This window comes from Clostridium chromiireducens (assembly GCF_003575225.1).
GTDB lineage: Bacteria > Bacillota > Clostridia > Clostridiales > Clostridiaceae > Clostridium > Clostridium chromiireducens.
On sequence record NZ_QXDJ01000001.1, the window covers coordinates 143,237 to 168,184 of the forward strand.

At 29.7% G+C, this 24,948-nt stretch carries 18 protein-coding genes and 1 riboswitch; of the genes, 6 read left to right on the forward strand and 12 right to left on the reverse strand.

All coding sequences use genetic code 11. The annotated features are described in order from the left end of the window. Positions 1 to 199: 199 nt before the first annotated feature. The 4 genes from D2A34_RS00620 to D2A34_RS00635 form a co-directional block, all read right to left on the reverse strand. The gene (locus D2A34_RS00620; RefSeq protein WP_079440928.1) at positions 200 to 1,372 is read right to left on the reverse strand and encodes an NAD(P)-dependent malic enzyme; all 1,173 of its coding nucleotides are present in this window, start codon (positions 1,370 to 1,372) and stop codon (positions 200 to 202) included. A gap of 276 nt (positions 1,373 to 1,648) precedes the next feature. Further along, entirely contained in the window at positions 1,649 to 2,209 is a 561-nt protein-coding gene (locus tag D2A34_RS00625; protein WP_119365421.1) for a PadR family transcriptional regulator, read from the reverse strand. Between the two features lie 152 nt (positions 2,210 to 2,361). Then, positions 2,362 to 3,168: a TraX family protein gene (locus D2A34_RS00630; protein WP_079440926.1), complete on the reverse strand. Its 807-nt coding sequence runs from the start codon at positions 3,166 to 3,168 to the stop codon at positions 2,362 to 2,364. Between the two features lie 155 nt (positions 3,169 to 3,323). Beyond that, positions 3,324 to 5,123, reverse strand: a complete 1,800-nt coding sequence (locus D2A34_RS00635; protein WP_079440925.1) for a heme NO-binding domain-containing protein — start codon at positions 5,121 to 5,123, stop codon at positions 3,324 to 3,326. 259 nt (positions 5,124 to 5,382) lie between these two features. On the opposite strand from D2A34_RS00635, the gene D2A34_RS00640 reads away from it, so the two are divergent. Continuing rightward, positions 5,383 to 6,858, forward strand: coding sequence for an aminotransferase-like domain-containing protein (locus D2A34_RS00640; protein ID WP_079440924.1), 1,476 nt, complete (start codon positions 5,383 to 5,385; stop codon positions 6,856 to 6,858). Between the two features lie 133 nt (positions 6,859 to 6,991). Here the strand turns inward: D2A34_RS00640 and D2A34_RS00645 are convergent, their stop codons facing one another. From D2A34_RS00645 to D2A34_RS00655, 3 genes are all read right to left on the reverse strand, one after another. Further along, the gene (locus D2A34_RS00645) at positions 6,992 to 8,332 is read right to left on the reverse strand and encodes an FAD-dependent oxidoreductase (RefSeq protein ID WP_119365422.1); all 1,341 of its coding nucleotides are present in this window, start codon (positions 8,330 to 8,332) and stop codon (positions 6,992 to 6,994) included. A gap of 298 nt (positions 8,333 to 8,630) precedes the next feature. Continuing rightward, on the reverse strand, positions 8,631 to 9,416 hold the full coding sequence (locus D2A34_RS00650) for a Cof-type HAD-IIB family hydrolase (protein ID WP_079440922.1): 786 nt from the start codon (positions 9,414 to 9,416) through the stop codon (positions 8,631 to 8,633). Positions 9,417 to 9,539: 123 nt separating this feature from the next. Further along, positions 9,540 to 10,448 (reverse strand): DMT family transporter, encoded by a 909-nt coding sequence (locus D2A34_RS00655; protein ID WP_079440921.1) that lies wholly within the window; start codon positions 10,446 to 10,448, stop codon positions 9,540 to 9,542. Between the two features lie 263 nt (positions 10,449 to 10,711). Between D2A34_RS00655 and D2A34_RS00660 the strand changes: the two genes are divergently transcribed. The 4 genes from D2A34_RS00660 to D2A34_RS00675 all read left to right on the forward strand — a co-directional run bounded on the left by D2A34_RS00660 (position 10,712) and on the right by D2A34_RS00675 (position 15,050). Next, positions 10,712 to 11,905 carry a glycosyl hydrolase family 8 gene (locus D2A34_RS00660; protein ID WP_169896830.1) on the forward strand — a complete coding sequence of 398 codons (1,194 nt, stop codon included), beginning with the start codon at positions 10,712 to 10,714 and terminating at the stop codon, positions 11,903 to 11,905. A gap of 200 nt (positions 11,906 to 12,105) precedes the next feature. Next, positions 12,106 to 12,996, forward strand: coding sequence for an acyl-CoA dehydratase activase-related protein (locus D2A34_RS00665; RefSeq protein ID WP_079440919.1), 891 nt, complete (start codon positions 12,106 to 12,108; stop codon positions 12,994 to 12,996). Between the two features lies 1 nt (position 12,997). Then, positions 12,998 to 14,095 (forward strand): acyl-CoA dehydratase activase-related protein, encoded by a 1,098-nt coding sequence (locus D2A34_RS00670; RefSeq protein ID WP_079440918.1) that lies wholly within the window; start codon positions 12,998 to 13,000, stop codon positions 14,093 to 14,095. Then, complete coding sequence (locus D2A34_RS00675) at positions 14,076 to 15,050, forward strand: acyl-CoA dehydratase activase (protein WP_079440917.1); 975 nt, start codon at positions 14,076 to 14,078, stop codon at positions 15,048 to 15,050. Before D2A34_RS00670 ends, D2A34_RS00675 begins: the two co-directional genes overlap by 20 nt. A 215-nt stretch (positions 15,051 to 15,265) precedes the next feature. Here the strand turns inward: D2A34_RS00675 and D2A34_RS00680 are convergent, their stop codons facing one another. Then, positions 15,266 to 16,798 (reverse strand): methyl-accepting chemotaxis protein, encoded by a 1,533-nt coding sequence (locus tag D2A34_RS00680; RefSeq protein ID WP_079440916.1) that lies wholly within the window; start codon positions 16,796 to 16,798, stop codon positions 15,266 to 15,268. Between the two features lie 192 nt (positions 16,799 to 16,990). Between D2A34_RS00680 and D2A34_RS00685 the strand changes: the two genes are divergently transcribed. Then, positions 16,991 to 18,001, forward strand: a complete 1,011-nt coding sequence (locus tag D2A34_RS00685) for a ketoacyl-ACP synthase III (RefSeq protein ID WP_182629285.1) — start codon at positions 16,991 to 16,993, stop codon at positions 17,999 to 18,001. Between the two features lie 177 nt (positions 18,002 to 18,178). Here D2A34_RS00685 and D2A34_RS00690 read toward each other — a convergent pair whose 3' ends face one another. From D2A34_RS00690 to D2A34_RS00705, 4 genes are all read right to left on the reverse strand, one after another. Beyond that, the gene (locus D2A34_RS00690) at positions 18,179 to 19,477 is read right to left on the reverse strand and encodes a phenylacetate--CoA ligase family protein (protein WP_079440914.1); all 1,299 of its coding nucleotides are present in this window, start codon (positions 19,475 to 19,477) and stop codon (positions 18,179 to 18,181) included. 263 nt (positions 19,478 to 19,740) lie between these two features. Then, a riboswitch (cyclic di-GMP riboswitch) is annotated at positions 19,741 to 19,827 on the reverse strand. An 80-nt stretch (positions 19,828 to 19,907) separates the two neighbouring features. Continuing rightward, positions 19,908 to 20,774, reverse strand: coding sequence for a radical SAM protein (locus tag D2A34_RS00695; RefSeq protein WP_079440913.1), 867 nt, complete (start codon positions 20,772 to 20,774; stop codon positions 19,908 to 19,910). A 277-nt stretch (positions 20,775 to 21,051) separates the two neighbouring features. Further along, the gene (locus tag D2A34_RS00700) at positions 21,052 to 23,304 is read right to left on the reverse strand and encodes a PAS domain S-box protein (protein WP_079440912.1); all 2,253 of its coding nucleotides are present in this window, start codon (positions 23,302 to 23,304) and stop codon (positions 21,052 to 21,054) included. 486 nt (positions 23,305 to 23,790) lie between these two features. Beyond that, the gene (locus D2A34_RS00705; protein ID WP_079440911.1) at positions 23,791 to 24,780 is read right to left on the reverse strand and encodes an aromatic acid exporter family protein; all 990 of its coding nucleotides are present in this window, start codon (positions 24,778 to 24,780) and stop codon (positions 23,791 to 23,793) included. Positions 24,781 to 24,948 lie beyond the last annotated feature (168 nt).

Genomic DNA, 24,948 nt, shown 5'->3' on the forward strand with positions numbered 1-24,948 from the left:
TATTTTGCATTATGAATCAGTATTCTTCAAAATCTCTCATTTATAATTTTGTGGGACTCCATTAACTATAAGCTTATTTAATATTTCCTGAATTTTTACCTGAGTTTATACATGTATATCAGGCAATACTAGTTATTTAGTAACATGTATAAACTCTATTTCTATATTGATAATACTTTTAATAAGATCATTAATTTAACTATTTTCTTGCAACTCCACTTGCTCTTGCAGCCTCAGCAATTGCATATGCAACTTTAGTAGCAACATTTTTATCTAATGCACTTGGGATTACATTATTTTCATTTAAATCTTCATCTTTTATATAATTAGCAATTGCATATGCTGCTGCAAGTTTCATTTCTTCATTTATTTCTTTTGCTCTAACATCTAAAGCTCCTCTAAATATTCCTGGGAATGCTAAAACGTTATTAACTTGGTTTGGAAAATCTGAACGTCCTGTTCCTATAACTCGTGCCCCTGCTGCTTTTGCTTCATCAGGCATTATCTCTGGTGTTGGATTTGCCATTGCAAATATTACTGCATCTCTATTCATTGATTTGACCATTTCAGGTTTTAATATTCCTGGAGCCGATACTCCAACAAATACATCTGCATTAGCTAAAGCATCTGCAAGGCTTCCTGTTATATTTTCTGGATTTGTTATCTCTGCTAAAGCATCCTTAGCATCATCAATTTTTTCCATTCCTCTATATAAGATACCTACTTTATCACAAGCAATTAAATTTTTAACTCCTGATGATAGTAATAATTTTGATATTGCAGTTCCAGCTGCGCCTGCCCCATTAATTACAACTTTTACATCTTCAAGTTTCTTATCTACTACTTTAAGTGCATTTATAACACCCGCAAGTACTACTATTGCTGTACCATGTTGATCATCATGAAATACTGGAATATCAACTACCTTCTTAAGTTTTTCTTCAACTTCAAAACATCTTGGAGCTCCAATATCTTCTAGATTTATTCCACCAAAGGTCGGAGCTATCAGTCTAACCGCATTAACGATTTCATCAACATCTTTTGAATCCACCAATATAGGGAATGCATCAACATCTGCAAACTCTTTAAATAAAATTGACTTTCCTTCCATTACTGGCATTCCTGCCATTGGTCCTATATCTCCTAATCCTAACACTGCTGATCCATCTGTAACTACTGCTACCAAATTTCCTTTCGATGTATACTTGTAGACGTTTTCTTGATCTTCATGAATCTTTCTGCAAGGTTCTGCAACTCCTGGTGTATATGCAAGGCTTAGATCATCTCTTGTTTCAACTTTAACTTTAGATGTTACTGAAATTTTACCTTGTTTTTCTTCATGTAATTTTAGACTTTCTTCATAATAATTCATATTGAAACCTCTCCTCTATATTTAAACATTTACATTTGATATTTAATATTTTCTTGTTGTTGTTTGGTGTAACTAGATAATATCATCTTGTCTGAAAATTTAAAATATTAAGTAACTTTAAATAACATTTAATTAATTTAGAATACTTTGTGTTTTTTTTAACAAATATGATAATCAATTTAGAACTGGCATTTTACCTTTATTTACACAATAAAAGAAGAAAGTATTAACTGTAAAAGTTTATACTTTCTTCTCTTATCAAAAACCTAACATGCATTATAAATCTTTTATTTCTTCTAAGGACTTTATCGTCTCATCGCACCATTTTATCTTAGCATCTTCACTTTGTTTTCCATAACTAATTGTTGTAAGCCATAAGACTAAACTCTTTTTGTCTACTTGAACTTTACCTGACCTTAGAAGTGCATCTATTTCCGCATATTTAATTAAATCCTTTTCTGAATCTTCCCTGATACCATTAATTAGTTCAATAATATTCTTTACGGGTATATCTTTAGATAAAAATAGTTTTAATAACAGTTCAGATCTAATAGGTTCTTTTTCTATCGGAAGCAGCAGCCATTTATCTAATTCCTCTTTTCCTTTCTCCGTAATTGAAAATATATTTTTAGCTGGTCTTCCATCATTTTGTTTAACTTCTTTTGTTATTAATCCTTCTTCCTCCAACCTTTGAAGTACAGGATATATATGTCCATAATTTTCATTCCAAAAGTGTCCTATAGAAGAGTCACACACTTTTTTAATATCATAGCCTGACCCTGACATGTGATTTAATATTCCTAAAAGGGCATATTTTGTTTTATTTACCTTTGCCATTTGATTCACCTCTAACATATTTTTCTGCGGTATATAATACTAAAATTATATCAATCTGATATATTAAGTCAACATTTTACTTGAATCATTGACCTCTAAAGAAAACTCTGATTATGTTAAATATCTAGTTGGATTCGGAAATTAAACAATAATCAATTTATAATTCCTGATATATAAAAGAATAAAAAAATATGTGCTGGATAATAAAGATAGAATAAATACTTTAATCCATGCCCTTTTTTCCCATTATAAAGCATCATTAAAGGAATTGAAAAAATCATCATCCACTGATAATTATGATAAAATGCATTTTCTAAGGAAAGTATCGAGTATGGAAAAAATGTTAATGAGAATAATGCATATACAACCATCATTTTCTTACGATCATTTCTTAAATAAAAAAATGCAATTCCGAGAGAAACAAAAGCAAAGCTACCTTCGCATAGTAATGGACAAGGAAGAAAGGATAATATAATTCTTGATATACTTCTATTTGGTAACAAGACTACGCTCATAGGTAAAACAATTTCAAGCATTATAACAAGAGATAAAATAATAATTTTCTTACTAACTCCACTTCCCTCTCTATTCAGGTATTCAAAGATTAATATATTAAATCCTATTAGAAAGAAAGTTTCAAATATATTATTTGTTACAGTTGGATAAGATGAATTATTCATTGAAATCTTCCAAGCTATAAATTTACCTAAAGACATTATTACGGAAAATAAGTATAATCTCTTTACATAAGTGATTCTATTTCTAGTATAAAAAAATCCTTCTGCCATTGTAAAGAAAAAAAGTGGAGCTGATAACCTTCCAAGCCATGTAAACCAAATCGGAATTCCATTTGATGAAAAAAACTGGTGAATATGATCCATAGTCATTAATGCTAGTGCAAGCATTTTTAAATTGAATCTATCCATACCTTTTGTAATTTGATTATTTGCTATGTTCATAGAATATGTCTCCTAATTTTTTACTAAAGTATCTTCTCTAATTATATTCCATATTATTAACATTGTCTAAATCACTTTATGTTTTAGTTTGCACATTTTATTTCTCAATTTAAAGAGAGCAATCTGTTACTTAGATTGCTCTCTCTCTAATATAATTATATTTTATAACTTTCCAAGTCTTTTTTGAAAGTCTCAGTTATACCTTTAAAATCATATATATTTTCTATAAGTTTTTTTATTTCATTTGTATAATTTATTACACTAGCACTTACCTCTTCAGATGATGCTGAATTCTCTTCAGCTATGGCTGCTAGAGATTCTATGCTGTCATAAACATTTGAAATGGCATCAGCCTCAGTATTTAGCCTATTTATAGTTTCAATCATTGATGTAGCTACATTTTGAACGGATTGATTAGCTTCGAAGCTTATATTTCTAACAGTTTTTAAACTATCAGTCTCATTAGCCAGTACATCATATTGATTATCGATTTGTCCTACTAATAATTTTATTTCATTTACAAATTGCTCCAAATTAGAGTTAATTTCCAAAACTGCATCCTTTGATTGCTCAGCCAATTTTCTTATAGAATCGGCTACTACAGCAAATCCCCTGCCATGTTCCCCTGCTCTAGCAGCTTCAATAGAAGCATTTAATGCTAATAAATTTGTTTGTTCGGATATTCCTGAAACTATTGAAACGATTTGCGTTATACCTTTGGCTCTTTCTTCTAAATGTGTTCCCTTTATTTTAACATCTTCAAACTTTCCTAGTGACGTTAAAATATTCTTACTAGCATTATCAACATTTTCATAACTGTTATTTATTTTATCAACTGCATTTTCAAGTTCAAGTTTATTAGAATTTTCATTCCTAACTATATTTCTAAGCGCTTGAATATTTTCGTTTAGTGCTTGTACGGCACTATCTGTACTTTGTGCTTGGGTAATAGCACCTTCGGCTACTTGTTCAACAACACCACTTATTTCATTGGATGTGTGATTCATCGTATCAGAAATTTTATTTATTGTGTTTACAAAAGCACCCATTTCATCTGTAACACCCTTAAATCCTACGAAATCAGCTTGTACAACTTTTTTGTGTTTTTTCAAAAGTTTATAAATGTCTTCTAAGAAGTCATATGTTGTAATACTTCCATCAATGTTATATTGATTATTTATAATTCTTCCTAGCTCCTCTTTTATTTGACTTAAAGGAGACATCATTAAATTGACTGCTATAAATGCTCCGATTCCCGATGCAGCTCCTCCGATTATGCTCTTAACAGCGTTATCAAATCCCAACAAAGCTATTAATACCAGTGTCGATATTAAGAATGTAAAAATTCCTACCTTAACTCCAAAATTTCTAATAAAACCTAATGAAAATAATCTATTAACAAAATATTTTTTATTGTAATATATATCCTTATCAAAAGTAAGCTTCAGCTTTAGTTCACTATCGGTTCTTGACATCTCTTCCACGCTTACTTTTTCATTAAAATATTCACATGACCCATCTAACATTCCCAGAAAATAATCAAACATACCTCTTGATGAATTATAGCTAAATATTGCTTCCCTACTTGATATAGGTTCTATTAATACCAAAGGCGGTTTCGCCCCAGCAAATTTTTTTGTCATCACAACATGTACATCAAACATTGATTTTAAAAATGAATATACATTATCATGTTTAAAAAAAGCTGGATAATCGTGACTAAAAGTCCTTATATTATCTTGCCCAATTTGTCTCCACAGATCACCTACACCAATATTTTGTTTTTTTGCTATGTATGATATTATTCTTTTCACTTCATTGTCATCCACATTTTCGATGGGTGAAAATATTTTTTTACTTGTCCAGCCAATATAATCCATCGCCTCATCAACTACTGAATCTCCAAACAGTTTTCTGTTGGTTCTCATCCAAGTTGAAACAACTGTACCCTTCATAGGTAATACCTCCTTATTTCTTTTTAATAATTTTATATTTACGCTAATCTTTTCTTATAAATCAATTATACAACATAAAAAATATATTGTTAATTAATATTATTTAACAATAAATGTTAGTTAATAAAAAAGTAAGACATTGTCCTATAAAGTGCGAATGCACAATTAAGTTGACATTCAATAAGTTGTATGATAATTGTAAAAAGTATCATAAATAATTAATGCCATATTAATATCAATGAAATGAGGTGATTTAAAATTGATATTCTCCAATCTTATTTTAAATAAAGATGAGCCTATATATCTTCAATTAGAAAAACATATTAAACAAGGAATTAAAAATGGTGAATTAAAAAAGGATAGCAAACTCCCATCTACCAGAGAAGTAAGTAAATTTTTAAGTATAAGCAGAAATTCCGTTATCTCAGCTTATGAAGAGTTAGAGAGTATGGGAATAATTATTACTAGAAAAGGTGTGGGTTCCTTTATTTTAATTGAAGGCAAAAATGAAAGTTATGAATACAATATAAATTATTCAAAGATAATTAATGATTACGGAAGTACCTTAAAAAAATTTGATATCGTAAAGAATGAATTACCTTACAAAAAAGGGATAATATCCTTTAAATCTATTTCTCCAGAAAGTCATCTATTTAACCTTGACGATTTTAAACGTTCTCTTTTGGATGCTTGGACTTTTGAAGGAACAAATTTGTTGAATTATGGTTATGCTAAAGGTTATAAGCCTTTGATAGATTACTTTTTTGATTATATGGCCGAAAAACGTGTAAACACTGAAAATAAAGATATTTTAATAACAAATGGTTTTACTGAAGCCTTTGACATAATTATTAGTTCATTGACCAATAAAGGAGATATTATTTTATGCGAGGAGCCTACTCATAATACAGCATTAAAAATAATGAAATCTTATGGTCTGCAAATCGTTCAAGTGAAGATGGATAAAGAAGGTCTTGATTTAAAATCCCTTGAAAATGCGTTAAGCAAGTATTCTCCTAAGTTTGGATATCTAATACCTTCATATAACAATCCAACAGGAATTGTTACAAAAACTGAAAGAAGAAGAGAAATATATAAACTTTTCAGGAAATATTCTGTTCCTATAATTGAGGATGGCTTTAATGAGGAATTACTTTATTCCAGTTCTCCTATTGATCCTATTGCTTCTTTATGTGGAGGTGGAAATGGAGTTATATATATAGGAAGTCTTTCTAAAATATTATTTCCCGGACTTAGAATCGGATGGATATTTGCGGATAAAAATCTTATTGATGTTCTAGAGAGTGTCAAGAGAGGCAAAAATATTCACACTTCTTTCTTAGATCAAAGTGCCTTCTATTATTATTTGAAAAGTGGTGCCTTTAGTAGATACGTTAAAAACGTACGAAAATATTATAGAGATAAATATAATCTTGTAGTTGATTTAGTTGAAAAATACATCCCTTACGAATATATAACCGGTGAAGGTGGCCTACATGTATTTATTAAATTGAAAAATAAAATAAACTCTAGGAAACTTTTAGAACTCTGTTATTCCGATAATGTATTATTTATGCCCGGTGATATATTTTATGAAAATTATCATCTAGAATCTAGCATTATTAACGGAGATGATACCTTCAGAATTGGTTTTGGTAGAGTAAGCGATGAAGATATACGAAAAGGTATAAAAATAATTGGAAAGAACATTAAGATCTTAGAAGAATCCTCTTAAAATATTATTTATATAAAATCAACTGACCAAAAAATCGTGGTCAGTTGATTTTAACTTTAAATATCTAGCTTATAAGATAGCTATCATCCTTAACACTCCATCTACATATGAAACTCTACCTGAAAGTTTCACTTTATAAGTTCTTTAATGCTTGAAGTGCGGCTATATTTAATAAGCTCCATGGTTTATTAAAGTGTGGTTGGAAGAAGAAATCCGTCATGGCTAGCTCCTCAACGGTCATTTTATTTTGAATTACCACTGACAATGTATTCATAAACTGTGTCAAATCTAATTTTGATATAATTTGCCCGCCTAGTATTCTCCTACTATCTTTGTCATATACTAATTTTAATAATGCTTCTTCATAAGTAGGCATGAATTCTGGTCTATAACTATCCATTACTGATACTGCACCTACATTAAATGATGTTGTAGCTCTTGCTACATCTTCAGTTAATCCTGTCGACGCAATACATTTTTCATATATTTTAATTCCTGAAGTGCCTTGTGTTCCCATATATTTCAATTTAGTCCCAGTAATATTATGTGCAATTAATGTTCCCATTCTAACTGCATTTGTAGCTAACGGGATATATCTTGTATCATTCCCTGGATTAAATTTGACAACACAACAGTCACCTGCTGCAAATACATCTTCTCTGCTTGTTCTCATATATTCATCAATCATGATTGCACCATTTTCTAAAGTTTCCAGTTTTCCCTTTATAAGAGAAGTACTTGGTGCAAAACCTATACATAAAATAACTAAATCCGCCTCATATTCTTTATTTTCAGTAACCACATGTGATACTTTATTATTTTCCCCTTTAAATAGCTTAACCTTTTCACCTAATACCAAGTTAATTCCATGATCCTTAAATTCTTTTTCTGCAATATCGGTAAATTCCTTATCTAAGTACTTTGACATTATCCTATCTTCAGCATCTATTAATGTAACATTTTTATCTTTCATCTTAAATGCTTCAGCAAGTTCTACACCAATGTACCCTCCACCAATTACAATCACATTTTTTGCATTATTACGTCTAGCTTCTATTTCTTTTGCATGATTATAATTTTTACACAAAAGGATATTTTCTAAGTCTCCACCTTCAAATTTAGGGATTATTGGCCAAGAACCTAGAGTTAAGACCAGTTTGTCATAATTATCCTCTAATATTTCATCATTATCTAAATTCTTTACCTTAATTTTTTTATTATCAAAATCAATATCTAAGACATCATGTTTCATCTTTGTTACAACACCCATTGAACTTAAATTCTGTGGTGAATTATAAAATAATTTTTCTGTTTCAGTAACTATTCCTCCAATGCTTAATGCAATTCCACAAGATAAAAATGATATATTGTCATTTCTTTCATATACAACAACTTCACTATCAGGATGTAATTCTCTTAAATTGACTATAGCAGCTGTTCCTGCATGAGTACATCCAATCACAATAACTTTCATATAATACCTCCTAATTATTTAATAATTACTTTTCATAAATAATAATTATCTATTAATAACATTATATATCTTTTTAGAAAAGAAAGAAAGATTTTCTCCTTTTTTCTTGTAAAATATTTTACTACGTAATTAATATTAATGCATTTATATTAATATGATATAGTTTTTTACAGTTATTCGTCATAATATACTCTAAATTATATTATCTCTATCAATATGAACTTTATATCTATAATTTAATCTTTACTAAAAAAGAAGCGACTTAAAATTGTTATAATAATTCTAAGTCACTTTCTTATTATATAAGTTTAAATTGCTTTAATCCTTTATAAATACCGTCATTTTCAATATTGTCTGTCTTATACCTAACTTTTTCAAGAATTTCTGGATTGCTATTTCCCATAGCAATTCCATACCTAACATATTGAAGCATATCTATGTCATTTAAGCTATCTCCAAATGCATATGTATCTTCAATAAATATTCCTAAATGTTTAATGATAGCCTCAATGCCTTTTACTTTCGTAAATCCTTTCGGAACTAATTCGATAAATTCAGTGTTATGGTATATACAATCAAAATTATTCTCTAAAGATTTAAATGCTTCTTCAAAATTGCTATTTTTATTAGTTCTGCATGTAATCTTATTTATGCGATACTCCTCTCCATTAATTGGCTTTATTTTTTCACTATATTGGCTCTTAAATTTAGTTACGGAAAATAACCCTCCATCCAAAAAATTATCTTCATCCATATATAAATAATCTTGTCCTTCTAAAACGCAAAACACATTATATTTCCTTAGAACATTTACTGCATAATCAGCTATTTCTTTTTCTAAATCAATGTTATATATTACGTTACCGCTACACTCTACATATGCACCACAAGCAGCTAATACACCATCAAATCCTAAATCTATTAAATCCTGAGGTATCATCGCCCTCGCTCTACCTGTTGATATAAACGCAAGATGTCCTTTATCCTTTAATTCCTTTATTCCTTGTACTGTGCTTTCTGGCACCCCTATTTTATTATTATATAAAGTTCCATCAATATCAAAAAAAACTATTTTTCTTTCCATTCTGCCCCCCATAAAAACAATGCTTTTTTATTAATGATACAACAACTCAGCAAAAAAGGAAAATATCATTAACTAAACGAAAACTTATGTTGACTCTTAACGAAATTAGCTCAAAACGAAATGTTATCGGCTCTTATAATAGTTTGTCCCCCATACCCCTACTAAAATCATAACGGACCCTATAAAATGATATAAGTAAAAATTTTCATTTAAAACTAATACCCCAGCAGCTATAGATACTATTGTTGATATATTGGCGAATACTGAACATCTAGAAGCTTCCATTTTTGACAATGTATAATTAGTCAGAAAGTATGCTACCACAGACGATAATATGCCAAGATATAATACTGATGATACAAAACTTGGACTACTTAACGGCAAAAAGTATTTGGGTAATTCTCTATTTAACATATGATCAATAATTGAAATTAAATTGAAAAATATTGCTCCTATTATCATCATGAAGTATGTTACTTCTATTGCAGTAAAATCCTTAGATATTTTTCTAGCTATTATGTTAAATAATGCTGCTGAAAATACTGCTCCTCCAAGAAGAAGTATGCCAAGTAAAGTACTTCCTCCCGGATCGTTTGAATTCTCCATCAAAATTATTAAAGCTACACCTGATACAGATAATATTATACTTAAAGCCTGTCTTATAGAAGGTTTCTCATTCAATATGTATATTGCAAGAATTGTTACTAATATGGGTATAAGTGCTATCATAAGGCCGCCTAAAGATGATGACGTTCTTTGAATCCCATATGTTTCAAAAATAAAGTAAATTATTGGCTCTACTAACGCTAAGATAATAAGCCATTTCATAGGTTTATTTTTATAATCCACTTTTATTACTTTTATCCATATTAGAATTGTCATCACAAAAAAAGCGGCTAAAAATCTAAATGAAAGTAACTCCATAGGGGCAGCAACTCTCAATGCTTGTTTGGAAAATAGAAAACTCAAACCAAAAATAAAGTTAGTTATTATAGCGGTAATATATGGTATTATGTGTAATTTGTCTTTCATTTTATGTCATTCCCTCTCTGTTCATTTGGAATATAAAAAGTTATTATAAAAACTATAAAAGGCGCTAAAAATAGCGCCCCAATTTATTAATTTAATTATCACAAGAAGTAAGTATACTATAAAATCATTCTATTTACAATGATTTTATAGTGATTCAATTCTTCAAACCATAATATCTAGTTACTAGCTCTAAAATAACTATTTACACACAGTCTTATAAAATTAGCATCCTTTTTAACAATAAAAATATATTAATAAAAAAGGTGGTGATTATAATTTACAATGATTCATTAGTTAGTTATTATTCACAAACTAACTTAAATCTAGAATTGTTATCTTTTTATAATGATTGGAAAATGCGTTACTTAAGACTTGTAAATGACTCTAATACTATGAAAGAATATCTTTTTTACGCATTAGACCAACCTACTACTAATAATGCAGTCACTGTCTCCGAAGCAATGGGCTATGGAATGATTATATTCCCAATTATGAGTAAATTTGATCTTACAGCTAAAATTCATTTTACATCAATATACAATTATATAAAGTCGTTTCCTAGTTTTTATAACAATAATTTAATGGCATGGCAGCAAGTTAAAAATTCTACTGGTAATATTGTTAACTCTTCGCCTGAAACGTCCTCTGCAACCGATGGAGATATGGATATCAGTTATGGACTCCTTCTCGCACATAAAATTTGGGGAGAGAATGATAAAATCAACTATAAAAGTGAAGCTGTTAAAAGGATTAATGCCTTAATGGATAGTTGCGTAAATAAAAATGATTATATTCTAACTTTAGGTGATTGGGTCAAAGGAATAAAAGTTAATAATTTCAAGTACGTGACTAGAAGTTCAGATTTTCTAAAGTATCATATAAGAGAATTTATTAAATTCGATTTCAAAAATAGCACAGAGTGGCAAATGGTACTTGATAAAATCGACTTTATTATTTCAGAACAAATGAAGAATGAAAGCAAGGCTAACGGGCTAATGCCTGATTTCTTTATAAAGGATATCAATAATATAAATAATTATATAGCTCCTAAATTCAAAGTCCTAGAAACTATTCATGATGGAGATTATTATTTTAACAGTTGTAGGACTCCTTGGCGATATTCTATGGATATAATTATAAATAAAACTCCAATAACTCATGAGCTTCATACCCTTAATTATTGGATAAAAAAAGAGACCTCATATAATCCTAAAAATATAAAATCAGGATATTATATAGCTAATGGCCCTCCTGGCCATTCCTTTGGTTCATCTAACGATCTATCATTTATAGCACCTTTTTTAGTGAGTTCCCTCATTGAAAAAGGACATGATAATTGGACCATTGCTCTTTGGGAAACTTTAATAAATAAACCAATAACAAAATGTACTTTCTATGAAAATACGCTAAAACTTATTTCTATGATAGTTGCAACAGGAAATTGGTACATTAGTTAATCTAAACATTGTTTTTAACATGGAGTAACTTTTGTTACTCCATGATTTATCTTACAATAGATAATCAAATTCGCGCTAAATTAATTCCACCTTACTACATTTATACTATATTCCTATATTTTTTATTAAAAATATGAATATTTTAAGAAATTATGAGAAAAATAGAAAAACGAGCTAAATATTATAGGAGTGAAATGTATATGAAGGTTGGAATTCCCAAAGGATTATTAAATTACAAATATTCTATCTTTCTTGAAAAATTTTTTAGTGAGCTTGGTGCTGAAATTATAACCTCCCCTAACACAAACAAACAGATATTAGATGAAGGCGTTAAACACTGTGTAAACGAAGCATGTTTACCAATTAAAATATTCCATGGTCATGTAGCTTCCATCAAGGATAAATGCGATTTAATGGTCATCCCGCGAATTATGCAGATAACCGAAAATGAATTCATTTGTCCAAAATTTTGTGGATTGCCAGAAATGATTATAAACACCGTCCCTAATATGCCTAAGGTTACCATGGCTCCTATTTATGCGACTTCAAAAGAAAAATTATATAACTGGATTATATCTACAGGAAGCATGATAACAAACAATAAGAAAAAAATTAAAGAAGCATATTACGAGGCTTTAGCTGAACAAAGTAAAATTAAAACAGGAATTAAAAACGAAGGATATAAACTAAATATCGTTTTAATTGGTCATCCTTATAATGTTTACGATAATTTCGTAAATATGAATATAGTAAAAAAGTTAAATAAGTTAGGAATTGGAATAATAACTGAAGAATTCATAGACGAAAACTCTATTTCCGACAAAACAAAAGAATTATTTAAAAGGCCTTTTTGGACTTTCGCACGAACTGCATATGGCGCTTCAACATACTTAGTTGAAAATAAAAAAATTGATGGTGTAATATATATATCTTCTTTTGCTTGTGGTATAGATTCTGTTGTTATAGATCTTATAAAAGAGAGGATTAAAGATTTCCCATTTCTAATTCTTAAAGTTGATGAACATACTGGTGAGTCCGGATTCGATACAAGAATAGAAGCCTTTGTTGATATGCTGGAAAGGAAGTACTGACATGAAAATTATGACTCCGCATTTAGGAAATACATACCTTGTTACCAAAGCCATTTTCGATTCGCTTGGTATAGACTACATAATCCCAGAATTTAATAGTAAAAGATCTTTAGAAATAGGTTCAATGCATTCTCCCGAAGATATGTGTTTGCCTTTCAAACTTATGATGGGAAATTACATTCAAGGAATTGAGCAAGGCGCTGATACAATAATAATTACTGGCAGTTGTGGACCTTGTCGATATGGTGAATATTGTGAATTACAAATAAATACCCTGAAAAAGCTAGGACATAACTTGAATTTTGTTGTGCTAGATAAGCCCTCAGCAATTGGAACAAAAGAGTTCCTAAACAGAATATCGTTAATTTCATCAAACAGCAAAAAATCTACTGTTCAAAAATTAAACTCGTTACGTGTAGGCTTTAAAGTTTTAAACCTAATAGATAAAATAGAAGCAAAGGCACACTACCTAGCTGGATATGAGAGAAATAAGAGTGAATGTAAAAAACTATTAAATAAATGTAAATCCGATGCGATAAAAAGTACCAGTCCTGATGAAATGATAAAAATATTAAATTATTATTATAGAAAGTTTAATTCAATAGAATTATGCAAAGATAAAGAACCTATAAAAATAGCTATAATTGGTGAGATATATACTATAATTGAACCTTTTTCAAATCTTTATATTGAAGATAAACTTATGGATTATGGTGTTTCTACAAAGAGAAGACTCACTCCAAGTTGGTGGGCAAAGGATTCATTTATGTCAGTGTTTGGATTAAATTCGCTGGACATGAGGAAAGCTTCTAAAGAATATCTCCCATTGTATATTGGCGGTCACGCTAGAGAATGTATTGGAGAAACGGTAATGGCTACTGAAGAAGGATTTGATGGCGCTATTCAAATATTCCCAATGGGATGTATGCCTGAAATTGTATGCAAAGCTCTCCTTCCTACAATATCCAGAGATAAGGACTTTCCCATTCTTACGCTTGTTGTTGATGAAATGACTGGAGAAACTGGATATGTTACTAGAATAGAAGCATTTTTAGATTTATTAGAAAGGAGAAAACAAAATGTATTATCTAGGTGTTGACGTTGGCTCAGTAAGTACTGATATTGTTGTATTAAACAGAACTTTTGATGTTGTTGAAAAATTATATTTAAGAACAAAAGGTAAACCAATAAATGCTATTCAAGAAGGTTTTAAAATTTTAAAGGAAAAATATCATGATGAACAAATAGAAGCAGTTGGAACCACTGGAAGTGGAAGACATATTTCCTCATCTGTACTGGGTGCCGATGCTGTAAAAAATGAAATAACAGCTCATGCGTGTGCTGCGCTAGCAATTGATGAAGACGTTCGAACAATTTTAGAAATAGGCGGACAGGATTCAAAAATTATAATCTTAAAAAATGGTGTTGCTATAGATTTTGCAATGAATAATGTATGTGCAGCAGGAACCGGATCTTTTCTAGATAGGCAGGCAGAACGTTTAGGTATACCTATAGAAGACTTTGGCGATTATGCACTAAAATCAACTACGCCCTTAAGAATTGCTGGAAGATGTGCGGTTTTCGCTGAATCAGACATGATTCATAAACAACAGCTTGGCTACAACGAATGTGACATAATAAATGGATTGTGTGAAGCTCTCGTTAGAAATTACTTAAATGATATAGGAAAAGGGAAAGAAATCTGTCCTAAGATATTTTTTCAAGGTGGTGTAGCTGCTAATAAAGGAATGAAGGCATGCTTTGAAAAAGCTCTAGGCTGTGAAGTATATGTTCCTGAGCATTATAATGTCATGGGAGCAATAGGTGCTGCCATTATTGCTAAGGAAACTGTTGCCAAAACTGGTGCAACTAATTTTAGAGGTTTTGATATAGCTGAGTCTAAATTTATCTCCAATAGCTTTGAATGTGAAGGCTGCTCTAATAGATGCGAAGTGGTAAGAATAAAAAATGGAGATTCAATAATAGGTTGTTTCGGTGATAGATGCGGAAAATGGACTTCAACTATGACTGAAAATGTAGGTAGAGGCGCATAATTGAGTATGGAATTAAAAAGAGAAATGATCTCCAACACTTGTGATAATTAGGAAACCATTTCTCTTTAGATTCTTTACCAGAATCTTTTGCGTCTTGATCTTATAATCTAATTTTAACTTTAATATGCCTCTTCAAATATCCACCTAATATTAAAGGAGTAACTTCTAGCTTAGAACTAGAAGTTACTCCAGATATTTTATAAGTCTACATAACTCTACTCAGTAAGCCTATTCATACTCTCGGCGATATTCCTAAGCTCATTTATATTAGCCTCGATTTCCTCACTTGTAGATGCACTTTGAGCTATCTGCTCTGTAACTATTCCGTATTTTGGTATTGTATCTTTTGTTATATTAAATATTTCTTCATTTGATTCAACTAAGCCTTTAGCTTTAGTCAATAAGGTTTCAGATGCATTACCTATATCCATAATATTATTCGTAAATGATTTTAAATTAGTATTCATCATCGTTAACCCTTTAACTGTTTCATTGAGAATACTATCCCCTTTTTGCGATTTTTCATTATTATCATTCATTTGCTCTTGAACGGTATTAATTTTATATTTCAATTCATTAACTATTGAACTCACTTGATTAAGTGATTCCTTTGTTCCTTCAGCCAGTTTTCTTATCTCTTCTGCCACTACAGCAAAACCTTTACCATATTCCCCTGCTCTAGCAGCCTCAATTGACGCATTCAATGCAAGAAGATTTGTTTGTTCTGATATATCACCAATAAGTGTTAATATCTCATCTACTTGTCTTGATTTATGTTCTAAATCTTTTGTTGATTGAAAAGTATCTTCTATACTATTTTTTATATCTCTAATAATTGTAATAGTTTCATCTAAAGACTTCTGGTTATTATTCGTAATATTAATAAGATCTTTTATCTTATCTTCACTATCCTTAGTTTTACTTACCACTACCTCATTAGCGTTGAGTAACGCATTTAAATTATCTTTATTACCATCTGATTTAATAAGCATTTCATTTGAATCATCAGATAAAGCTTGACTTGTTCCTGATACTTCTAAAAGAGAGCTTGTCTGTTCTTCGATTGCGGCGCTCAAATTCTCACTTGACTCTAAAATACTAGAAGAAAATTTAGACATATTTTCAAATAAACTTATGAGCTTTTGATTTTCTTCTCCTATTTCTATTTCCTTCTCCTCAATAGATTTTAATAATCTCGATGAAAAATATACAATTAAAAGAATTGCCGTTAACGTTAATAAAATAGTAATAATCCTCATGAGTGATTCTGCCATAAACAGCTGTCTATCTTGAAAAATCGAAGGATCATGAACAAAAACTATTATTTGGCACAATATGCTCAACACTATTGATACAATAATCATTTTCACATCAAAAAATAATGCTCCAAGCATAACAAAAAAGAAAATCACAAGCCATAAAGAGTTTAAATGCATTGTAAAGTTTAAAAATATGTAGTGAAAATAAGTGATAAATAAAATTACACCTTTTGTTATGTTAAAAGCTTTTATGTTAAAACCATCTTTCGTTATTGTAGACCTATAACATATTCTAAATAACACAGCATAAATGACAACAAATACTCCTATCATAGCTAAAGAGCTTATACTTATGTCATCATTGTAACCTAAAAACTTTAGTGCGCTAAAAAATATTAATGATAATGAGCAACTTAATAAATAAATTATTAATACTAATTTTAGTGATTTTTTATTAAATTCTATTATAAAACTTTCTTTCTTTTCCATATTATCCCTCCAAATATGTTGAATAAATTTAAATGTTATAACTTATATCATATTGATTCCTTTACACAATATGATATAATATACATAATATATCTTTTTTTCAAATACATTCCACAAAAAGTATTGCTTTTCTACAAACAGTATTCATATAGAATTTTCTTCACAAATAAATTAAAAGGAGACTTAATGTTCATGAAATACAAAAACGTAAATATTGTAGGGACAGGTATATACCACCCTTCAAACAAAGTAGATAATGATTACTATATAGAGCATTTCAAAAACTTAGGTAAAGATATCGCACCTTTTCTTGATAATCTAGGAAGAAAAGAACGATATATTGTAAATAATACCACCGAAAACGCTTTAACTATGGCAATAGAAGCCTCAAAAAACGCTTTAAAGATCGCTGGTATATCAGCTGATAAACTTGATGCTATAGTATTTTCTTCTGACACACCTGAATATTTATGTCCATCTAATGCACTTATCATAAATCATGAGTTACAAGCATCAAATGCACATACTGTATATGATTTAAACTCCAACTGTGTCGGTATGGTTGTTGCTCTCGATCAAATGAGCCGCTTTATGAAAACATCAAAAAACATAAAATATGCACTTGTGGTAGGCGGTATATTAGTATCTTCTATTGCTAGGGAAGATTGTAAATATACATATCCAGCCTCTGGTGATGGTGCCGCTGCAGTAATTTTAAAATGCACTGAGGAAGATACACAAAGAGGAATACTAGATTCTAAATACTGCACAAGATCTGAATACTACAGTACAATTATCTCTCCTTGTTGTGGACTTACTAAAGCGCGTTTAAATACAACCAGTGAATATGATAAAAAACAACAATGGACCCCATTTCCTCTTAATTTCTTTGCCCCTGAATGGAGTAAAGCTATAGATGAATTCATGTGTGAATATGATTTCTCACTTGATGAAATTCAATATTTCTTTTTATCACAATATTCTAAGCAATTCTTAATTGAAACAGCAAGAATATTAAATATCGATAATTATGAAGAAAAATTTGCATACATTGGTGATAAATATGCATATACCGGTACCACTAGTCCAATATTTGCGTTACATGAAACCCTTCAAAATAAACCAATAACTCCTGGTGCTAAAGCAGTATTTTGTTCAGTTGGTGCTGGCGTTGCCATGTGCTCATTGCTATATAAGTTTTAAATAACTATATTATTTATCATATAGTCATTAATTGGCATTGATGATTTTATAAAAAGTAGATAAATAATTAATTATCTACTTTTTATAATTTTTCCAAATAACTTTAATACTTTATCAAGTTTTCACAAAATCTATCCTTATTAAATCATATCTTTGTTTTTATAATTAAATCCTTAATTAAATACATATTTCCCTTTTATCGAATATTCTTTTAGCCTTCCCTTCACTTTTTACAAGTGTATCTGGATTAACAAATTCTATATTACACCCAACTTGTAGTAAATTATGCAATCTATTTTTAATATTTTTTTGTAGTTCATTTAATTCATGTGTATAGTAATACTTTAGATCTCTGTTCGTTTCGACTGTAATTGTTAATTGATCTAGATTACCTTTTTTCTCTAAAGTTAATGTATAGTTCGGTGATAATTCCTCAAAACCAAGTAATATTTTTTCAATCTGTATTGGATATACATTTACTCCTCTAATAATCATCATATCATCGTTTCTTCCATATATACGGTTCATCTTAACATATAGGCATCCACATTCACATTTATCATAGCTAAGTGATGATATGTCTCTTGTTCTATATCTTATCAATGGAATTCCTTCCTTTGTCAAAGTAGTTAAAACCAATTCTCCCTTTTCTCCAGGCTCAACACTTTCTTGAGTAATTGGGTCTATGATTTCTGGAAAAAAGTCTTCTTCATTAATATGCAAACCATCCTGCATATTACATTCACCTGCTACTCCTGGCCCCATTACTTCACTTAATCCATATATATCATATGCCTTGATTTTAAACTTACTTTCGATATTTTCTCTTATTTCATTAGACCAAGGTTCTGCTCCAAAAACCCCCATTCTTAATTTTAATTCTTCAGGGTGTATTCCCATTTTTACCATAGTATCATATATATGAAGAGCATATGATGGGGTACAAGCAAGTACAGTAACTCCAAAATTTTTCATAGTAAGTACTTGCTTTTCAGTATTTCCTCCTGACATAGGTATAACTGATGCACCTACACGCTCGATACCATAGTGAAGTCCTAATCCTCCTGTAAATAGACCATATCCATAAGCCACTTGCACCACATCATCTGAAGTAACACCATATCTACCCAAGACATCAGCTATTAAATTTGACCAATTATCTATATCGTTTTTTGTATAACCTACTATTGTTTGCGTACCACTTGTCCCTGATGATGCATGAATTCTTACAATTTTATTCATAGGAACTGCAAACATACCATAAGGATAATTTCTCCTTAAATCTTCCTTTGTTGTAAATGGCAGTAATTCAATATCCCCTAATGTTTTAATATCTTCAGGAGTTATGCCCATCATATCAAATTTATTTTTGTAAAACGGAACACTATCATAAACATATTTAACAATGTTTTTTAACCTTTGTATCTTAACTTCATTAATCTCTTCTCTTGTTAGTTTTTTTTCTAAATTATTCATAAAACTCTTCTCCTTTTATTACTCCCAATAAATCGAATTCATTTTTAAATTTATGATTTTCATTTAGATTTTAACAAGATTATAATTTAACTAGATAGCTTGTATTCTTGATAGTCGTACATATTATAAATACTTCCTCCTTATAAAGTGTAGTTAATATATACATATCTATATCCAAACTATTTCCATAAAATAGAAGGCGCCTATTAATTAATAGGCGCCAAAAAGATAAACTAATGCGTATGCAATGCATTTAACAACATTTTGGCAGCCTGGCAGTCATTGAAATAAATTTCTTTAGACCCATAGCTTTGCGACCTTATCTTTCGAGAAGTGTGCTATTATCAATGTATATATTAGGTATATTTTACACTTTATTTCCATGTTTTTCAACAAAAATATCACTTTTTTTCCAATAAATTTATATTAGTTAAAGTCGTCTATCATATTCATATTTTAATTTATTATGTTCTATATGATAATCAATCTGATTAATCATAGCCTCTTTGTCACAAGGTAAATCTCCTCTTAGCGAAACGTAATTCGATGCATGGTTGCATCTAAATACTATTGTTTCCTCAATATTGATGTGTTCTATTAAAAGCTTAATTTCAATTAACATTTCTTTATCACTTAACAATTGAAATTCTTTTTTCACTATTTTATTATATAAATCAGTTTCTTCCTCAGCCATAAGACTTAATACGCCTAAATAATCTGGAGCCATATTACTTATTAATTCGCCAGTTTTAACTGCATGAATTTTACTATTTTTTCTTCCTCCAATTCCAGCTATAACAGTTACTGATAGCAAAATATTTGCATTCTTAACCATTACTGCTGCATTTAATAGTTCTTCACTGCTTGCCCCTTTATTTATATCTTTTAAAACCTCATCACTTCCACTTTCAACTCCCATATATATCATAGATAACCCTAAAGCCTTAAGCTCTTCTAACTCCTGATGAGTTTTAAGAAGTATTGATTTAGGTGAACCATAAAGAGTAATCCTACTACATTCAGGAAACAACTTACCTGCATACATTAGTATTTCTTTTAGGTCCTTAGTAGGAATAATCAAAGCATCACCATCTGCAAGAAATATCTTTTCAACATGTTCATATATCTTTCTAAAGTGGTTCATATCATTTTTAATTTCTTCCAAGGATTTTATAGAGAATTTCTTCGATTTATACATACTACAAAAACTACATTTATTATGTGAACAACCTAACGTTGCCTGTATTATAAGGCTATTGCTTTCACTAGGAGGCCTGTATAACGGATAATCGTACATCTTTAATTCCTTTCTTCACTTATATTATTAGTAAGCTAATATTTATAAAACTGCTTCGCATTTTTATACTTTAATTAACTTATATTTCTTCCTATGTTTATAGTATAAATTAATATCTCTTGTAATATCAATTTATAGTTTTAAATTTAATAAAGTTTTCTATCCTACTATTTTACACATAATCATTAGGGTAATAAATTATGTGCATATAGAGCTAGCCCCTTATAGTATAATAATTCTATAAGGGGCCCCAAAATAAAACTTCTTATCATTTATTTTAATCATCCTCTTCAGTACAAACCCTATTTCTGCCTTTGTTTTTTGCTTTATACATTGCTCTATCTGCTCTCAATATAAGATTATTAATGTTTTCTCCATTTACTTTTTTATAAGATGATACTCCAAAACTTGCAGTAATATTAATTTTTTCTTGATTATTCTGAAAATTTATATGCAAATTTTCTACTGCCTTTCTCATACGTTCAGCAATCATGATTGCTTGTTCACTAGTTACTTCTGGTAAACAAATTACAAATTCTTCACCACCATGCCTCCCTACAAAATCATATGGTCTGCACATATTCACAATACATTGAGCAAACTTTTGCAAAGCAATATCCCCCACTTGATGTCCATAAGTATCATTTACTTTTTTAAAAAAATCTATATCCGCTAGTATAATGCTCATATTTAATTTCTCTCTCTCAGCCCTGCTAAACTCCACATTAAATCTCTCTTCAAATGCTCTACGATTTAACGTTCCTGTTAGAAAATCCACAGTTGCAAGTTTTTCTGCTTTATCTTTAGCTTTTAAAAGTTCATGTTCAGCAAATTTCCTTAAAGTAATGTCTTGTATTTGTCCCACCAAATATAGTGGCTTATTTCCAGCGTCATATACAATGGAAATTCCTAATATGGCCCAAATTATTTTTCCGTTTTTATGAATATAACGTTTTTCAAGAATGAAATGAGGAATTTCACCTGATAATAACTTTTCAACTAAAGCTATTTCTTTCTCCTTGTCATCATAATGTGTAATTTGCTCAAAATTGATATTTAATAACTCATCTTGAGAATATCCTAATAAATCACACAGAGCTTGATTTGCTCTAAAGAATTTTCCATTTATATGTGCCAAGCACATTCCTATCACCGCACTATCAAATGCAACTCTAAATCGCTCTTCACTCTCTTTTAATTTCTTCTCCATTCTTTTCCTCTCGGTTATATCATTAATTATATTAATCATAAAAATAGGGTCATGTTCTGTTCCCGGTATCAGGGTAGAAGTAACTTCAGCACATATTCTTTCATTGTTTTTACCAATATAACAATTTTCTGATTTACACAATGTACATTCGTCATTATATAGTTTATTAAAAATATCTACAATTTCTTCATCACCTTTGAATCTATTTATCCCTGATAAGTGATTAATTTCATCCTTCGAATACCCCAGCATATGAAAGTATGCGGTATTAGCTTCAATAATTTTCTCATTATTATCACGTACAACAATTCCTAAACCTGCATTATCAAAAATTGCCTTAAATCTAGCATTACTTATCCTCAGCTCATTCTCAATTTCCTTTCTCGCAGAAATATCCCTAATAACGCAGATAATTTGCTCTATCGAATTATCATTGCTTCTCATCACTTTCATTGATAACTCAACCCAAACATACTTATCATCTTTGCATTTGATTCTAAAAACTTGTGTTGAAATATCTTTAGTTTTCACGTTATTTAAAAAAGCCTTCTTTAGTGATTCTATATCTTCATGATATATATATTTATAGAAGGAGGTTCCCACTAATTCTTCCTGAGTATATCCAGATAATTGTTCTACCTGAGGAGAGACGAATATAATTTTCCCTCCGGCTTTATAGGTTAATATAGTATCAGATAAATTATCAGCCATCATTCTATAATAAAGCATATTCTTATAATTAGAATTTGCAGAAATTATATATTTAGTAGTATAGTACCCTAACACTATTCCTAAAATGTATACCGCCCAATAAAAAAAAACTGTTTCTTCTAAGCCATTTTTATTTTCTATTAAATACCGTAATGCCGTACTAGATATAAGCATTGAAAATAGAAACATAAATATAAACTTATTTCTTCTTGACAGCTTCATAGTTGCTATATACGCTGTTCCAAGACCAATTATAAGTGCTACAAAATGTGCTATTATTGATGCAGTATTTATACCAAAATAAATAAGCCTAAAAAAAGCAATGAGTATTGTAGCAAATACTGCTGAAATAGGTCCGCCAAGTATACCTGCGCAAATAATTGAAATATTTCTTAGGTCTATAATAATGTTATCCGTAATTCTTATTGTAAACATCATTAAAATTATTCCTAATAGCCCAAACGCTATACCTAGCAGGAATTGAACTTTTAAAGCTTGTCTGTGATCAAAACTATTATTCTTAAAAATCTGTCCTATTATTAGTAAAAAGGATATCAAAATAGTGACATTTATAAATAAATCATGGAGCATAAGAACACCTTCACCCATTGTATACTAAACATGTATATATATATGTCTTATCTCTACACACTATTCACAAATTATGAATGATTTTCCAAACATACTGTATACAAAGTTTTAATATATATTAATTCTAATGCCCAAAATAAATATCACTATATCTTTATACCTGATACAAGGGTTCCTCATTGATAATTAAACTTATACTGTGATATATTCCCTAACTAGAAATCAATGATATTCTTTTGTGTAGTGTTTCATCTGGAATTTTGATGGCTGTGGTTCTTAGATTGGAAGTTGTTCAAAAGTGCTAGTTCAATGCTTAAGTGAGAATCCAAATCTTGCATTTGGTCCTTCGAACTTACTCAGCGAACGAATGTGAGTCGAGTTTCCTCTTTTGAGGCCAGCACTTTTGGTGCAACTTCCAATCTTAGAACTACCCATCAAAATTCCTTAGAAACCGAAACAAACGAATATCATTGATTTCGGTGGGAACACACATAAGTTCGATTATCATTGCGGAACCCTATAATCACTTACGATATTTTTAAAAGACTGTTTAAACTCTTTTTTGATAATCAAAAAATCTTCTAAATCATTCAAAAATTGAAATAGCAATGCCCTATTTTCAAATTCATCTCTATTTTTTGGTAGTTCCATACTTGCATAATCTCTTCTGAGAAAATTTAATTTTTCAATTAGCTCAAGGCAATCATTATCTTCATGGAGATTCATTGCAACGTCATTAGTAAACTCTGATAATATTTTTGTTTGGTCATAAGTCATGTAAAATCTTGAAAAGTGTCTCTTCATTCTTTTCATTGTATCTAACTGAAGTATTCTCATCTCAATATAATTTATATAATAGCCATTTTTTTTAAATAAATTATTATTATTTATTAATTGCGCCATAGCTTTAGACTTTTCAACTAAATTTTCAACAGTTGCTAGTATTTCCTGTTCATAAACTGGAACAGCTTGAGTAATTAAAGTCACTGCCATATCCGATAATATTGCCCTATAATATTCTTCAATCCTATGTTTATTTTTCTCAAATTCATCTTCTAATGATGCTGTATATAAATTAAACATGATTGCAACTCCAATGCCTACAACAGTTAATTTTGCTTCATTAATGACCCAAAAAAGATTTATATCATTACTTATTAAAAGATGCGTTGATAATACCGCCCCAACAGCTATTCCTTCGCTCATTTTTATCATTTGAGCTATTGGAATAAATATTAACAAAAATAATCCAAACACAATTGGATTACTACCTAACAACAAATAAATTATAAATGAAAGAAATATAGCTAGTGTCGATGTAATTATTCTTCTTCCTCCTACTTGCAGAGCCTCCTTCTTTGTATCTTGAATACTAAGTATCGCTATTATTCCAGAAGTTACTCCGAACTGTAATCCTATATAATTTGATACAATTATTGCTATTGTAGCTGACAAAGCCATTTTAACTGTTTTTGACTGCAGATATTTTATCATCTTTATTTATCTCCTTCATCTATTCTTTGCACACGTGCTCAATAGCCATATTATATACCTCTTTGCTATTTTTTTAAAGGTAAGTCACCATATTTAATTAGAATATATATCTTCTTTAGATTTACCTATTTGAAACTATATAAAAATGCTCCATAAAAAACGGAGCAT

Coding starts and splice junctions, on each gene's coding strand:
- D2A34_RS00620 (WP_079440928.1), bottom strand. CDS start 1,372: ATGAATTATTATGAAGAAAGTCTAAAATTACATGAAGAAAAACAAGGT.
- D2A34_RS00625 (WP_119365421.1), bottom strand. CDS start 2,209: ATGGCAAAGGTAAATAAAACAAAATATGCCCTTTTAGGAATATTAAAT.
- D2A34_RS00630 (WP_079440926.1), bottom strand. CDS start 3,168: ATGAACATAGCAAATAATCAAATTACAAAAGGTATGGATAGATTCAAT.
- D2A34_RS00635 (WP_079440925.1), bottom strand. CDS start 5,123: ATGAAGGGTACAGTTGTTTCAACTTGGATGAGAACCAACAGAAAACTG.
- D2A34_RS00645 (WP_119365422.1), bottom strand. CDS start 8,332: ATGAAAGTTATTGTGATTGGATGTACTCATGCAGGAACAGCTGCTATA.
- D2A34_RS00650 (WP_079440922.1), bottom strand. CDS start 9,416: ATGGAAAGAAAAATAGTTTTTTTTGATATTGATGGAACTTTATATAAT.
- D2A34_RS00655 (WP_079440921.1), bottom strand. CDS start 10,448: ATGAAAGACAAATTACACATAATACCATATATTACCGCTATAATAACT.
- D2A34_RS00665 (WP_079440919.1), top strand. CDS start 12,106: ATGAAGGTTGGAATTCCCAAAGGATTATTAAATTACAAATATTCTATC.
- D2A34_RS00670 (WP_079440918.1), top strand. CDS start 12,998: ATGAAAATTATGACTCCGCATTTAGGAAATACATACCTTGTTACCAAA.
- D2A34_RS00675 (WP_079440917.1), top strand. CDS start 14,076: ATGTATTATCTAGGTGTTGACGTTGGCTCAGTAAGTACTGATATTGTT.
- D2A34_RS00680 (WP_079440916.1), bottom strand. CDS start 16,798: ATGGAAAAGAAAGAAAGTTTTATAATAGAATTTAATAAAAAATCACTA.
- D2A34_RS00685 (WP_182629285.1), top strand. CDS start 16,991: ATGAAATACAAAAACGTAAATATTGTAGGGACAGGTATATACCACCCT.
- D2A34_RS00690 (WP_079440914.1), bottom strand. CDS start 19,477: ATGAATAATTTAGAAAAAAAACTAACAAGAGAAGAGATTAATGAAGTT.
- D2A34_RS00695 (WP_079440913.1), bottom strand. CDS start 20,774: ATGTACGATTATCCGTTATACAGGCCTCCTAGTGAAAGCAATAGCCTT.
- D2A34_RS00700 (WP_079440912.1), bottom strand. CDS start 23,304: ATGGGTGAAGGTGTTCTTATGCTCCATGATTTATTTATAAATGTCACT.
- D2A34_RS00705 (WP_079440911.1), bottom strand. CDS start 24,780: ATGATAAAATATCTGCAGTCAAAAACAGTTAAAATGGCTTTGTCAGCT.